The organism is Acinetobacter brisouii CIP 110357 (assembly GCF_000488275.1).
Lineage (GTDB): Bacteria > Pseudomonadota > Gammaproteobacteria > Pseudomonadales > Moraxellaceae > Acinetobacter > Acinetobacter brisouii.
On record NZ_KI530762.1, the window covers coordinates 67,596 to 81,659 of the forward strand.

15 protein-coding genes and 2 tRNA genes are annotated in these 14,064 nt (G+C 45.2%); 14 read left to right on the forward strand and 3 right to left on the reverse strand.

Features of this window, described 5'->3' with window-relative positions:
• The first annotated feature begins 15 nt into the window (after positions 1 to 15).
• The 10 genes from astB to P255_RS00330 all read left to right on the forward strand — a co-directional run bounded on the left by astB (position 16) and on the right by P255_RS00330 (position 10,598).
• The gene (astB, locus tag P255_RS00285) at positions 16 to 1,359 is read left to right on the forward strand and encodes an N-succinylarginine dihydrolase (RefSeq protein WP_004898850.1); all 1,344 of its coding nucleotides are present in this window, start codon (positions 16 to 18) and stop codon (positions 1,357 to 1,359) included.
• An 11-nt stretch (positions 1,360 to 1,370) separates the two neighbouring features.
• Complete coding sequence (gene astE / locus P255_RS00290; protein ID WP_004898853.1) at positions 1,371 to 2,354, forward strand: succinylglutamate desuccinylase; 984 nt, start codon at positions 1,371 to 1,373, stop codon at positions 2,352 to 2,354.
• Positions 2,355 to 2,430: 76 nt separating this feature from the next.
• The gene (locus P255_RS00295; protein WP_004898854.1) at positions 2,431 to 3,909 is read left to right on the forward strand and encodes an amino acid permease; all 1,479 of its coding nucleotides are present in this window, start codon (positions 2,431 to 2,433) and stop codon (positions 3,907 to 3,909) included.
• A 407-nt stretch (positions 3,910 to 4,316) separates the two neighbouring features.
• Positions 4,317 to 5,591, forward strand: a complete 1,275-nt coding sequence (locus P255_RS00300; protein ID WP_004898856.1) for a TerD family protein — start codon at positions 4,317 to 4,319, stop codon at positions 5,589 to 5,591.
• A 23-nt stretch (positions 5,592 to 5,614) separates the two neighbouring features.
• Positions 5,615 to 6,190 (forward strand): TerD family protein, encoded by a 576-nt coding sequence (locus tag P255_RS00305; RefSeq protein WP_004898859.1) that lies wholly within the window; start codon positions 5,615 to 5,617, stop codon positions 6,188 to 6,190.
• Between the two features lie 13 nt (positions 6,191 to 6,203).
• On the forward strand, positions 6,204 to 7,283 hold the full coding sequence (locus P255_RS00310) for a DUF475 domain-containing protein (RefSeq protein WP_004898861.1): 1,080 nt from the start codon (positions 6,204 to 6,206) through the stop codon (positions 7,281 to 7,283).
• 33 nt (positions 7,284 to 7,316) lie between these two features.
• Entirely contained in the window at positions 7,317 to 7,895 is a 579-nt protein-coding gene (locus P255_RS00315; RefSeq protein ID WP_004898863.1) for a TerD family protein, read from the forward strand.
• Between the two features lie 95 nt (positions 7,896 to 7,990).
• A complete protein-coding gene (locus P255_RS00320; RefSeq protein WP_004898866.1) occupies positions 7,991 to 9,271 on the forward strand; it encodes a VWA domain-containing protein in 1,281 nt (426 codons plus the stop codon).
• Positions 9,272 to 9,283: 12 nt separating this feature from the next.
• The gene (locus P255_RS00325) at positions 9,284 to 10,000 is read left to right on the forward strand and encodes a TIGR00266 family protein (protein ID WP_004898867.1); all 717 of its coding nucleotides are present in this window, start codon (positions 9,284 to 9,286) and stop codon (positions 9,998 to 10,000) included.
• Between the two features lie 13 nt (positions 10,001 to 10,013).
• Complete coding sequence (locus P255_RS00330; protein ID WP_004898868.1) at positions 10,014 to 10,598, forward strand: TerD family protein; 585 nt, start codon at positions 10,014 to 10,016, stop codon at positions 10,596 to 10,598.
• 350 nt (positions 10,599 to 10,948) lie between these two features.
• Here P255_RS00330 and P255_RS00335 read toward each other — a convergent pair.
• A tRNA-Gly gene (locus P255_RS00335) sits at positions 10,949 to 11,024 on the reverse strand.
• A 45-nt stretch (positions 11,025 to 11,069) separates the two neighbouring features.
• Positions 11,070 to 11,145: transfer RNA gene (locus P255_RS00340), tRNA-Gly, on the reverse strand.
• Between the two features lie 205 nt (positions 11,146 to 11,350).
• On the opposite strand from P255_RS00340, the gene P255_RS00345 reads away from it, so the two are divergent.
• The 4 genes from P255_RS00345 (at position 11,351) to P255_RS00360 (ending at position 13,365) form a co-directional block, all read left to right on the forward strand.
• Positions 11,351 to 11,659 (forward strand): BolA family protein, encoded by a 309-nt coding sequence (locus tag P255_RS00345; protein ID WP_004898870.1) that lies wholly within the window; start codon positions 11,351 to 11,353, stop codon positions 11,657 to 11,659.
• Positions 11,660 to 11,668: 9 nt separating this feature from the next.
• Positions 11,669 to 12,058 (forward strand): SirB2 family protein, encoded by a 390-nt coding sequence (locus P255_RS00350; RefSeq protein WP_004898872.1) that lies wholly within the window; start codon positions 11,669 to 11,671, stop codon positions 12,056 to 12,058.
• Positions 12,059 to 12,139: 81 nt separating this feature from the next.
• Positions 12,140 to 12,976, forward strand: a complete 837-nt coding sequence (locus P255_RS00355) for a ParA family protein (RefSeq protein WP_004898875.1) — start codon at positions 12,140 to 12,142, stop codon at positions 12,974 to 12,976.
• 8 nt (positions 12,977 to 12,984) lie between these two features.
• Positions 12,985 to 13,365, forward strand: coding sequence for a hypothetical protein (locus P255_RS00360; protein WP_004898877.1), 381 nt, complete (start codon positions 12,985 to 12,987; stop codon positions 13,363 to 13,365).
• A gap of 48 nt (positions 13,366 to 13,413) precedes the next feature.
• Here the strand turns inward: P255_RS00360 and P255_RS00365 are convergent, their stop codons facing one another.
• On the reverse strand, positions 13,414 to 14,055 hold the full coding sequence (locus P255_RS00365) for a DedA family protein (protein WP_004898879.1): 642 nt from the start codon (positions 14,053 to 14,055) through the stop codon (positions 13,414 to 13,416).
• Positions 14,056 to 14,064 lie beyond the last annotated feature (9 nt).

A 14,064-nucleotide genomic window follows, 5' to 3' on the forward strand; every position in this document is an offset into this window, starting at 1 on the left:
AAATTGGAGAAGAAAATGTTAGGTTACGAAGTCAATTTTGATGGTTTAGTTGGCCCCACCCACCACTATGCAGGTTTGTCGTTTGGCAATGAAGCCTCAACCAAACACCGCAATCTGGTATCCAACCCGAAACTTGCAGCTAAGCAAGGGTTAGCAAAAATGAAAGCCCTCAGTGATTTGGGCTTGAAGCAAGGCGTGTTGGTGCCACATGAGCGCCCGCATTTGCCAATGTTACGCAAACTCGGTTTCCGTGGTGATGATGCCAGCGTACTGGCACAGGCGATGCAGTACGCACCGCAATTACTCTCGTCACTCAGTTCAGCATCCTGTATGTGGACAGCCAATGCAGCAACCGTGTCACCATCTGCCGACAGTGCTGATGGTCGGGTGCATTTTACCGCAGCCAACCTGAACAACAAGTTTCACCGTTCGATTGAAGCCGACACCACCTCGCAGGTTTTAAAGGCGATCTTCCGTGACGAGCAGCATTTCGCGCATCATGCAGCGTTGCCACAAGTGGCACTGTTTGGTGATGAAGGCGCAGCCAACCACAACCGTTTGGGGGGTAGCTATGCCGAGCGCAGTGTGCAGGTGTTTGTGTATGGACAGCAGCATTTCAATGGTGAAGCAGGGCCAAAACGCTATCCAGCGCGTCAAACCCGTGAAGCCAGTGAAGCGATTGCCCGTTTGCATCAGTTGGATGCTGCGCACACCGTCTTTGTGCAGCAACATCCTGACGTGATTGATCAGGGCGTTTTCCATAATGACGTGATCGCGGTGAGTAACCAGCAAGTATTGTTCCACCATCAACAGGCATTTTTACATCAGGCTCAAGCCCTCGATGAAATCCGCCGCAAAATGGCCACCATCGAGCAAGAACTGATTGCGATTGAAGTGCCGACTCAGCGGGTTTCGGTGGATGATGCGGTCGTGACGTATCTGTTTAACAGTCAGATTTTGACCCGTCCTGATGGTGGTATGAGCATTGTCGTGCCTGAAGAATCCCGCAAAAATGCGGCAGTTTGGGGCTATCTGAATGACATGATTCAAATGGGCACCCCGATTGATGAGATTAAGGTGTTTGACCTGCGCGAAAGTATGCAAAACGGTGGCGGTCCTGCATGCCTACGTTTACGCGTTGCTTTGAATGAACAGGAATTACAAGCGGTTAATCCGAAAGTATTGATGAATGAGCAGCTATTTGGCGCATTGAATCAATGGGTGGATCGTCATTACCGTGACCGTTTAACTCAAGCCGATCTGGTCGATCCTCAGTTATTGATCGAAAGCCGTCAGGCACTGGATGAGCTAACTGTGTTGATGAATTTAGGTTCGATCTACCCGTTCCAACAAATTTAGGAGGGGCAGTGATGCAGGATTTCTTGGCGATGACGCTCAGTGGTCAATTCCCTGAGCCACAGCAGGGGCAGCAACACGGTTTTGCTTGGCACTGGCTGGCAGAAGGGGTACTGGAACTCACTCCAGTGCAGGACTATCACAAGGTGGTGGTACTTTCGGCTGGTATTCATGGCAATGAAACTGCACCGATTGAATTGCTCAATCAACTGTGTGCCGATCTATTCGCTGGAAAACTGGTGTTACAAGTCCGCTTGCTGATCATTTTCGGTAATCCTGAAGCCATGCGTCAGGGACAGCGCTACCTGAATGCTGACCTGAACCGCATGTTTATGGGTGGGGTCAGTGAGTTTACAGAAAGCGCTGAAACTGCACGTGCCAAAGGCTTGGAGCAACTGGTGCAGCAATTTATGCAGCACAGTGACCCGCAGGCGATCCGTCTGCACTATGACTTGCACACTGCCATTCGCGCATCACGATTCCCGACCTTTGGTTTGCTGCCATATAAAAGTGAACCTTTCGATCCTGAATTTTTAAGCTCGCTAGAGGCCGCCGATCTGGATGCCTTGGTTCATCACCAAAGCCTTGGACGCACCTTTAGCCAGTTGACCGCAGAAACCTGCCAAGCCTCTAGCTGCACGCTGGAGCTAGGCAAAGCCTTGCCATTTGGCTGCAACGACCTGAGTCAGTTTCAGGCAACTGACACCATGTTGCGCAGTGTAGTGGCAAATCAACCTTTACCACCACGTGGTAAGACCAGTGCGATGCGTCAGTTTCAGGTGCAGTATTCACTGCTCAAGCAACATGACGACTTCAAGCTGTATCTCAGTGATGATGCCCCGAATTTTACCGTGTTCGAGCAGGGAGAGCTATTGTGTACCCAGCAACAGCAGGAAACGCGGGTGCAGCACACACAAGAATGGATTTTATTTCCCAACCCGAACGTACAAAAAGGATTACGTGCAGGGCTGATGCTGACAGAAGACACAGGCGCTTAGCACCCAAAGCTTCCGTCACAGCAGAAATGAAAAGGACTGACAGTTAATTACAGCGCAATGCTGGCTAGGAGTGGCGATGAATCGGGAACATAAAGAGACTCACGCATTAATGGGGGATGGTGATCTGTTGGGTCATCATCATATGGAGCAGGAACCGCAACTTGACCGCGCATTAAGCAATCGGCATATCCAGTTGATTGCCATTGGCGGTGCGATTGGTACGGGACTGTTCATGGGGTCAGGTCAGACCATTGCTTCTTCGGGAACCTCGGTTTTACTGACCTATATGATCGTTGGTTTTTTCTTCTTTTTTGTCATGCGTGCCATGGGAGAATTGTTACTCTCCAACACCAGCTATAAATCGTTTGTGGATTTTGCAACGGCGTATTTAGGGCCATGGGCGGGCTTCTTTCTGGGCTGGTCATACTGGCTGGGCTGGGTGGTGACCGCGATTGCCGATATTATTGCCATAGGCGGTTATATGCAGTTCTGGTATCCCGACTTGCCTGTGTGGTTGCCTGCCTTGGCTACGATTGGCATTTTAACCACACTGAATTTGCTGACCGTGAAAATGTTTGGTGAAACCGAATTCTGGTTTTCCATGATTAAGATTGTAGCGATTATTGCCTTTTTGATTTTGGGTATTAGTCTGGTCAGCATCGGTTTTGTATCGCCAAGTGGTGTTAAGGCATCCTTTAAGCACATTACCGATCCAGCCTCGTTTTTACCGCATGGCATTACAGGCTTTCTAAGTGGTTTTCAAATGGCCGTATTTGCTTTTTTGGGTATCGAACTGGTCGGGACAACTGCCGCAGAAACCAAAAATCCTGAAAAATCATTACCAAAAGCCATTAACTCGATTCCTTGGCGTATTCTGTTGTTTTACATTGGCGCCTTGCTGGTGATTATTTCGGTGATGTCATGGCAGCATGTTGACCCGAACCAAAGTCCTTTTGTGGCGCTGTTTAAACTGGTCGGGTTGACCGCTGCTGCTGCTGTGGTGAACTTTGTGGTGCTGACTTCTGCCATGTCTTCGGCAAACAGCGGAATCTTTGCCACCAGCCGTATGCTGTATGGTTTGGCGGTTGAGCAGGATGCGCCACAGCGTTTTACCCGATTGTCCAAAGGTAAAGTCCCTGTTCAAGCGATTTTGTGTTCGATGGGCTGTGTGGTGGCTGGTACCATGATTTTATTTATTACACCAAATGTCATGTCAGCATTTAATATTGTGACCGCATTTACCTCGATTTTAACTGTGTTTGCCTTTGGTATGATCTTGCTATCGTATTTGGCTTACCGTAAACAGCGTCCTGATTTACATGCACAATCAGTCTATAAAATGCCTGCGGGGATTTTTATGAGCTGGGCAGGCATCGCGTTTATGGTATTTGTGGTGGTGATTTTGTGTCTCGATCATGACACCCGCATTTCATTGTTTGCCTCACCGATTTGGTTTATCGGGTTATTTATTGCCTACAAATACCGCAGTAACCGCGACCCAGAACGCACTTGGGTGCTAGAACGTGGACGCCGTATTGAGCCAGAGTCAGACTAAGCCATAAAAATTGCACCTGCCTTGCTTCATGAGCGTAGGCAGTTGCTTAAACCAAAAAATAGACTTCTTTGCTCATTTTTACCCTCATTGTGTGTCTTCTATAACGAGAAACAACAAGGATGGGTGCAAGACATTGCTTCATGAAACATCACTGCCTTCAACCTGAACGCTGTATTTGATGAATTTAAGATATATCTCCCCATACCCTCAAAGGTTCAATCCTTTGAGGGTTTGTTTTTTTATGCAAGATTCGTTGGGGGGAAGACTGATCTGTGATATAAATAAAATCGCTATTGATAATTAAAGTCTATATAAAGTGTTGTTTTTATATAAAGATTTGGCATTAAAAATGCAAAAGAGCTTATTTTATTTAGACATCAAACTCAGAACATAACAAAAGGTGTGTGATGCAACTTATCGCAGGTGCAAATACGGTTTTACCTACTCCGTCAGTCGAACTCGTGATTCGAGCGCGTGTTCCCCAAGCCATAGATTTAGATATTACCGCGTATTTACTGGAACAGACCACGCAAAAAGTCCGTGGTGATACTGACATGATTTTCTATGGGCAAACCCACACCCCAAACCAAAGTATTCAGTTATTTGAGTCGAGTAGCCAACCTGACTATTTAACCCGAATCCGAATCAATACTGCACAGCTTGATAGTGCGATTGGCAAAATTGCGATTTGCGCCACGCTGAGTGAGCCTGCGCATATTCGGGACTTGCAGCAACTCAGTATCGATTTACTCAGCGATGGTCATGTAGTTGCAACATCCGAGATCAATACTCAGAGCAAAACCGAAAAGGCGCTGATTTTGGCGGAAGTCTATAACCACAATGGTCGCTGGAAATACCGTTTTGTCGATCAGGGCTTTAACGGTGGGTTAAAACCTTTGGCGGAAAACTTTGGTGTGGAAGTGGCTGAGCCATCTGCTGCCCCACCGCAACCACAGCCGAGTCCGAGCGTTGCGCCGCCAATTACAAGCAGCAATGCAAATATTTTTGGTCAGCCTGTCAGCTCGACAACGGCATCGCCAAATTCCCAACCTGTACCGCCACCGAGTTCGATCAACCTGTCCAAGATTCGTTTAGACAAGCCCAATTCATCGATTAACCTCACCAAATATAATGGTTCGTTTGGCAAGATTCAGGTGAATTTGAACTGGAATCGTTCAGGCGGCGATCGTGGCAAGAGTTTCTTTCGCAAGCTCAGTGCATCGCAGTCGGTGGATTTAGACTTGGGTGCCATGATCGAGATGCAAAATGGTGCAACTCATATTGTTCAGGCGCTTGGCAATCGTTTTGGCAGTTATGAAAAATCGCCTTATATCGAGTTACAAGGCGATGACCGCACAGGTTCATCCTTAAACGGTGAAAACCTGTGGATCAATGGTGAACATTGGGATCAGATTAAACGCATTGTTATTTATACATATATTTACGAAGGTGCAGCAAACTGGGCGGCAACCGATGCTATTGTAAATATGCAGCTTCCCAATCAGCCACCGATTGAAGTGCCTGTCAATGAAGGCGGTTACCTCAGTACCTGTGCAATTGTGGAATTAAAAAATGTGGGTGGACAAATTCAGGCCAACCGCCAAGTGCAATATTTTGATGACCAACAAAAGCTCGATGAACATTATGGTTTTGGTTTTAGATGGACAGTCGGGCGTAAATAGTTGAAATAAGAGGAAACAATAAAATGGCAATTACTTTAAATAAAGGCGGCAATCTTTCACTCAGCAAGACTGATCCGTCATTAACCCAAGTTTTAGTGGGTTTAGGCTGGGATGCGCGTGCAACTGATGGCGTCGATTTCGATTTGGACGCATCTGCATTTTTATTGGGCGCGAACGATAAAGTTCGTGGAGAACACGATTTTATTTTTTATAACCAGCCACGCTCACCAGAAGGTTCAGTCGAACATACAGGGGATAACCGTACAGGTGCAGGCGATGGCGATGATGAAAGCCTGAAAATTGATTTGACGCGTTTACCTGCTGATGTGCAAAAAATCATTTTCACTGTCACCATTCATGATGCTGAAGCGCGTCGCCAAAACTTTGGTCAGGTGCAAAATGCCTTTATCCGCATCGTAAATAATACTTCACAACATGAAATCGTACGTTTTGATTTAAACGAAGACTATTCGACTGAAACTGCGATGGTGTTTGGTGAATTGTATCGCCACAACGGTGAATGGAAATTCCGCGCAGTAGGACAGGGTTATGCGGGTGGGCTGCGCATGATGTGCCATCAATATGGTATCAATATCTAACTGAGCAGGTTCGGTGAAACATTTTCGTTTTTCGATCATTTTCAGCATCGTCTGTCTTGCGCTGTCTGCCTACTGGGGCTTTACCCACGGGGCAGACGCTGGGCTGATGACCATGCTCAAAGCCCTTGCGATCACGGGGATTTTAGCCGTGATGGAAGTTTCACTGTCGTTTGACAATGCGGTAGTGAATGCTTCGGTACTCAAAACATGGAACCAGTTCTGGCGCACCTTGTTTTTAACCGCTGGGATTATTGTTGCCGTATTTGGTATGCGTTTGTTATTCCCATTGTTAATTGTGGGGGTGACGGCGGATATGAGCATTGTTGATGTTGCTCAACTGGCACTGAATGACCCGAAAAGTTACTCTGCAAAACTCTTGGCACATCATCCTGAAATTTCAGCTTTTGGCGGTATGTTCTTGCTGCTCGTGTTCTTAAACTTCTTGTTTGATGATGAAAAAGACTCACACTGGTTTCACTGGTTAGAGTCCAAACTCGCCAATTTAGCCAGTATTCCTGCGATTTCGGTATTTTTGGCACTGATTTCACTGTTGGTGATGGCGCATTTTGTTGATGCAGACACCAGACTGGCCGTGATGGTGTCAGGGATCTGGGGTATTGTGGTTTATATTGGCGTGCAGGTGATTGGTCACTTGCTCGAAAGTAGTGATGCAGATGACGAAGAAAGTGAAAATCATCCGCAAGGTGCATCGATAGGTGACACGGTTGCAACCGTAGCAAAAGCTGGCATCGGCGGTTTTTTATATCTGGAAGTTCTCGATGCTTCGTTTAGTTTTGATGGCGTGATTGGGGCATTTGCAATTACCAACGATGTGGTGATTATTATGCTCGGTTTGGCAATCGGTGCGATGTTTGTACGGTCTATGACCGTCTTCTTGGTTGAAAAAGGCACATTAGATGCCTATATATTCCTAGAGCATGGTGCGCATTATGCAATTGGTGCACTGGCATTGATTATGCTTGCCAGTGGTACGGGTGTGCATGTGCCTGAAGTGGTCACTGGTCTTATTGGGATTGCCTTTATTGTTTGGGCAGTTCTGTCTTCGATCTCTTATAGTAAAAAACAACATTAATTTAATTTGATACAGCAGAAGGAAATTTAAATCATGGCAATTAACTTGTCTAAAGGCGGCAACATCAACTTATCTAAAACTGCACCGAGCATGAACCTTGTCGATCTTGGTTTAGGCTGGAACCCGCGTGTGACCGATGGTAAGGCATTTGACCTTGATGCTGTGGCATTTCTTGTCAGTGAAAATGGTAAAGTGCGCCGTGATAGCGACTTCATTTTCTTTAACCAGAAACAGTCAGACTGTGGTTCAGTTATCCATAAAGGCGATAACCGTACAGGTGAAGGCGATGGTGATGATGAAACTGTATCTGTTAATTTAGCCAAAGTTCCAGCGGACGTGGCAAAAGTAATTTTTGCGGTCAACATTCACGAAGGTCAGCAAAACGGTCAAAACTTTGGTCAGGTCGATCGCGCTTATATCCGCGTGTTAAACAAAGACAATGCCAATGAAGAAGTGGCACGTTTTGACTTGTCAGAAGATGGCAGCACTGAAACTGCGATGATCTTTGGTGAATTGTACCGTCACAACGGTGAGTGGAAATTTAAAGCCGTTGGTCAAGGTTTCAATGGTGGCTTGGGCACATTGGCTGCCAGCTATGGCGTCGCTGTATAAACTGTCAAAGTGCTAAAAGAGTAATCTTTTAGCACTTGAAAAATTGTTTGCAAATCAGCTGTTTTTCAAGTGCTAATCGACAAGAATCTATTCACATGGAACTCATTTCAGGGCAAAAGCTCCCGCTGAAAAATTTATTCGAACAACAGCAATTTCGGTTACGCGTTCAATTCAATACTCCGCATCCTCTGGATGTTTCCTGCTTTATGCTTAATCCGCAGGGGCGGCTCATTCATGACGATTATATGGTTTTTTATAACCAACCTCATTCACCAAAAAATGAGGTTTGCTATAGCGTGAATGGAATGATTCACGAATTCCAGATCAACCTTGCCAAAATCAATTCCAACAAGGTGGCACGTCTGGTGTTTTGCGCCACGCTTGAAAATCAACAGCTGAGTATGTGCGACATTCAAAGTGGTGTGGTCGAGCTGATCAATAGCAAATCTGAAGTGGTGGCCAGTTACCGCCTGCTGGGCAGCAGCTTTAAACAGGAAAAAGCCCTGATGCTGCTCGAAGTGTATTTTAAAAATGATGCCTGGCGTCTGGCGGCTATTGGGCAAGGTTTTAGCGGTGGCTTAGACACTCTGGTCGAGCATTTTGGTGCTCAGGTCAGCACCCCCGTAGCGCCAGTGGTATCGGGTATCTCGGCTGTGGATTTGCGTAAAAAAATTATTTTAGACAAGGTGCAGGCAGATGCTCCGCATTTGCTGGATTTAACCAAAAAATCCCTGATCAGTCTGGAAAAAAATCAGCTCATCGGCGTGCGGGCACGCGTGGCATTGGTGTTGGATTATTCGGGTTCCATGCTGGGGCAATATCGTCGTGGTGATGTGCAGCAAGTGCTGGATCGGGTGATGCCACTTGCGGTCAACTTTGATGATGATGCCAATTTTGAATGCTGGGCATTTGCCGAGCGTCCACTGCGTTTAAGCGATGTATCACTGCATAACCTGCCTGATTTTATTAACTGCGAACAGGGTGGTTATAAAAAATGGCAGGCAGGAGCGTGCATTAACAATGAACCTGCGGTAATGCAGGATGTGGTGCAGTATTTTCTCAAAGAACAGCCAGATAACTTACCTGTTTATATCGTATTTATTTCTGATGGTGGTATCGGCAGTGCTGGACAGATTAAACGTCTGCTGCGTGAGAACTCTAACCAGCCGATCTTCTGGCAGTTTATCGGGATCGGTGGGCGTGGTTATGGCATTTTAGAGCAGCTCGATACCTTAACTGGCCGCGTGGTTGATAACTGTAATTTTTTTGCCATCGACCATTTGCAGAGCCTCTCAGAAAGTGAGCTGTATGATCTGATGCTACAAGAATTTCCACAGTGGCTTGAACAGGCCAAAACAAAACAGATTTTAAATTAAGAGGATCACAACATGGCTGAATTTAATTTGGTTGGTACACCTGAACCGTTTTTACATGTATCACTGCGTCAGGGTGAAAAAATTTATTGTGAATCCGATGCCATGGTCATGATGGAATCAAATCTGGAGCTTGGCGGTAACTTGCGTGGTGGTCTATTCCAGTCAGTCATGCGTAAGTTCACCACAGGTGAATCGCTGTTCCAACAAGAAATCAAAGCCTCTTTTGGCGCTGGTGAATGTTTGCTCTCACCGAATCTTGATGGTGACATGCAGATTTTAAATATTGGTCAGCAGCAATATGTACTGTCCGATGGGGCCTTTGTGGCATCGACTGAACAGGTCAATGTCAAAGCCAAAGTCCAGACCAATTTGGGTGGCAGCCTGTTTGGTGACAATGGTGGTTTTGTAGTGATGGAAACCTCAGGGCAGGGGCAATTGTGTATTTCAGGTTGTGGCACGCTGATGGAAGTTGAGGTCAATTCACAAAACGGTGAAACCGTGATTGACAATGGTCATGTGGTGGCTTGGGATTCATCATTAAATTATAGCATTGGTATGCCAAGCTCCCGAAATCGAGGCATGTTCGGCAATTTGTTAAATAGTGTCACCAGTGGCGAAGGTATGGTCTTAAAGTTTCAAGGCTATGGTAAAGTCATTATTTGTTCGCGAAATCGCAACAGTTACATTACTTGGTTGGCGTCAGTACTCAATTTAGGCCAACGATCATAAAATAGGAAAAAACATGAGCATTAGCTTAGTTAAAGGTCAGAAAATTTCACTTGCAAAACAAGATGGTTCAAGCCTGTCTAAAATATTTTTAGGTGCGGGTTGGGACGTTGCCAAAAGTGGTGGTTTATTTGGCATGTTTGGTGGTGGCAATAACAGCATTGATTTGGACGTATCAGCAATCACCTTTGATGCGAACAAGCGCCAAATCGATAATGTCTACTTTGGACAATTGCGTAGCCGTGACGGCAGTATTGTGCATTCAGGCGATAACCTGACAGGTGCAGGCGATGGCGATGATGAAGTGGTTTATGTTGACTTAAGTCAAGTTCCATCGAACATCACTTCGATTGTCTTTACCATCAGTAGTTTCCGTGGCCAGACCTTTGAAAAAGTGGAAAATGCGTTTTGTCGCTTGGTCGATCAAAACAGCAATCAGCAAATTGCACACTATAATTTGTCAGCCAAGGGCAACTATACGGCGTTGATTATTGCCAAAGTCTACCGTCATGATGGCGCATGGAAAATGTCTGCATTAGGCGAAACCTGCAACGGGCGTACCTTACATGACATCGTACCGCATGTGGTGAATTATCTATAAATTGTTATATTTGAAACCAAGCCTGAGTTGAGTGATCAACTCAGGCTTTTTAATGGCTGTTATTTGCTCTTGAATCAGCTTGAAGCAAGCGATGGAAAGATCGATTCCCATGCTTTCCAGCCGAAAAATTCAAGTTAAGGATCTATATAAAAAATATGAGAAATATTGGGGAAATCTATAGTAAGAGCTTGAACAAGCTAAAAAATTTAGAAAATGATCGAGATGCTAAGCTCCTGACAGCAGTTTTATTTTGACTTGGTACTGATGTGTGAATCTTTATGGAGTTTTCTCCTGAGAGCACATTACGCAAAGAAAAAGGCGCTTACCGTTCGATAAGCGCCTTTTGAATTTGGAGCGGGAAACGAGACTCGAACTCGCGACCCCAACCTTGGCAAGGTTATGCTCTACCAACTGAGCTATTCCCGCATATTGAGCAGTTTTTTCGAAAACTTACACTTAAAAAACCAAATCTGGAGCGGGAAACGAGACTCGAACTCGCGACCCCAACCTTGGCAAGGTTATGCTCTACCAACTGAGCTATTCCCGCGTGAGGCATATATTACATTAAGTAGATTTAGAATCAACTCATTTTCTAGGTTTATTGAATTAATTGCATAAAATAAAAGCAAAATCTGAAAGATTTTAAATCTTGATCGCAATCTAAACGCTTTCATTAACTAGAAAACCCTGTGAATTTATCAAAAATTGCTATACTCAAGACATGATCTTTTTATGTAACAGGACAGTTTCTCATGAGTTTAGAGCAACAACTAATTGAGCGGTTACAACAGCTACAGCCTACCCATTTAGAAGTGATTAATGAATCAGCAGGGCATGGGGGATATTATCCTGGTAAGGAATCACATTTTAAGGTGGTGATTGTCAGTGAGGCATTTGAGGGCTTGCGCTTAGTCCAGCGTCATCAAAAAATTTATACACTTGCAGCAGAATTACTGGCGCCGAATGCGATTCATGCCTTAGCCATTCATGCTTATTTGCCAAGCGAATGGCAAGGTCAAGCACCCGATAGTCCAGAATGTGCTCATGCACCTAAAGCTTAAGGATACTGCATGAATACGTTGCTCTTATTAAAAATCCTGCATGGTGTAGGCGTTGTATTGTTACTGTTGATGCTCGCGTTGAGCAGCAGACACCTATTTCGTATGCAGGATGAGCAGCTTGCCGCTAAAACACCGCGTTTGGTGATTGCATTGCAACATTCAACCTTTACGCTCATGTTGCTGACGGGAGGGGCATTGTTATGGATGAAACATTTTCAGGTACAACCTTGGTTTTATGCTAAAGTCGCGCTATTTGTCGTTATTTTTTCTTCATTAATCAAAGCCTTTCGCCGTAAAGAAGGTATTTTGCTGGTACAGCGCCGTGCGGGTATCGTGATTGCTTGGATCGCCCTGTTTGCGATTTTACTGTTGGTGAAGATTAAACCCGTATTTTCATAATTGTTGGACAGCTTTAATTACTGACAAAAGGCTCTAGGGTAGACTAGGGCATCAGACCATTAAAATAATTAGGACAAAACTATGCTGACACGTGTCATTTTCAATCAGAAAGGTGGAGTTGGGAAATCGAGCATTACGGTGAATCTTGCCAGCCTGAGTGCCCATCATGGTTTAAAAACACTGGTGATTGACCTTGATCCGCAGTCCAATGCCAGCCAGTACCTGCTTGGAGATGCTGCGAGTTTTAATGGTCGCCAGCAGGCGCTTGAACCGAATATTGAAAATTTTTATCAGGAAGTTTTGGGAAGCTCAAATAAAAGCCTGATCGGTAATACCTTGGGGGCGCTACTCAAATCACGCTCGCAAGGTCTGGAAAGCTATACCCATCAGTCACCTTTTAACCATCTGGATATTTTGGTGGCTAGCCCAAGTCTTGGCGCACTGGAACACAGTCTGGAAAGCAAACATAAGATTTATAAACTGCGAGATGCGATTGCCGAGCTGTCTGGAAAATATGACCGTATTTATATCGATACGCCACCTGCCTTTAATTTCTTTACCCTGTCTGCGCTGATTGCGGCTGACCGTGTGCTGATTCCCTTTGATTGTGACGTATTTTCACAACGTGCCTTACAAACACTCATTGAAAATATTTTAGAAACGCAAGATGATCATAATCAACGACTGGAAATTGAAGGGATTGTGGTGAATCAGTTTCAGGCTCAGGCAAAACTGCCGCGAGAAGTGGTACAGCAACTCAAAGATCAGGGCTTACCTGTCTTGAATAACATGTTGCCACCTTCGATCCTGATGAAAGAATCACACCACAAGAACAAACCTTTGATTTATCTGGCACCCGAACACAAATTGAGTCAGGCTTATTCGGCTCTGTTTGCTGAAATAGAACAACTCTCCTGAGGTGAGACATGAATAGATGGGCGATAGCAGCAAGTCTAGTGATTGGCACGGCATTGACAGGTTGTGCCACAACGGTCAAACCCAGTTATGTGTCGCCCACCCAGTATCAGGCACTAAACTGTACACAGCTACAAGGTGAATATGACCGTATTCAGCGCTATCTAGAACAAGGTGTAGAGCCAGAAAAACGCACTGGTGTCGGGGTGGGGGTCGGTGTTGGTGGTGGCTGGGGACACGGCGGCTGGGGTTTTGGCCCGACCTTCTCGGTCAATTTGGGACAATCTTCAAATACTAAACGTAGTGAAATCGCCCAGTTACTCGGGCAGCAGGATGCCATTGTGCAGGCTGCGCATTTTAAAAACTGCCGAATCTTGACCGTGAAAAAATAATCCGCATAAAAAAAGGTCGATGCTTCGACCTTTTTTTATTTTTTTAGTTTAGCTGCTGGCTTTGTTGCTGCGGATTTTTGCCCGCACAAACTCAATAACGGCAGGAAGTAAACTAAATACAATAATACCGAGCATCAGGTGGCTAAAGTTGTCTTTGACAAAAGGATGTGTCCCAAAGAAATAACCGAGCGTAATAAATGAACCCACCCAAGCCAATCCGCCAATCGCATTAAAAGCTAAAAAATGTTTGTAGTTCATACGACCTGCACCTGCAACAAAAGGTGCGAAGGTGCGAATAAACGGCATAAAGCGCGCAATAATAATGGTTTTTCCGCCGTATTTTTCAAAAAATACATGGGTTTTGAGTAAGTGATCTTTTTTAATAAACCGTGATTCCATTTCAAATATACGCGGACCAATATAGCGCCCGATGTGATAATTTAAGGTATCACCCAGCACGGCAGCGATAAACAGTAAGCCGATTAACAGCCAAGGGTTCATTTGCCCTGTAGAGGCGGCCAAAGCACCTGCTGCAAATAACAGACTGTCACCTGGTAGAAAAGGCATAACCACCAGACCTGTTTCGACAAAAATAATCAAAAACAGGATGGCATAAATCCAGACACCGTATTGTTTTATAAATTCAAGAAGATGTTGATCGACATGTAAAATGAAATTGATGAGTTCCATGTGGAAGTA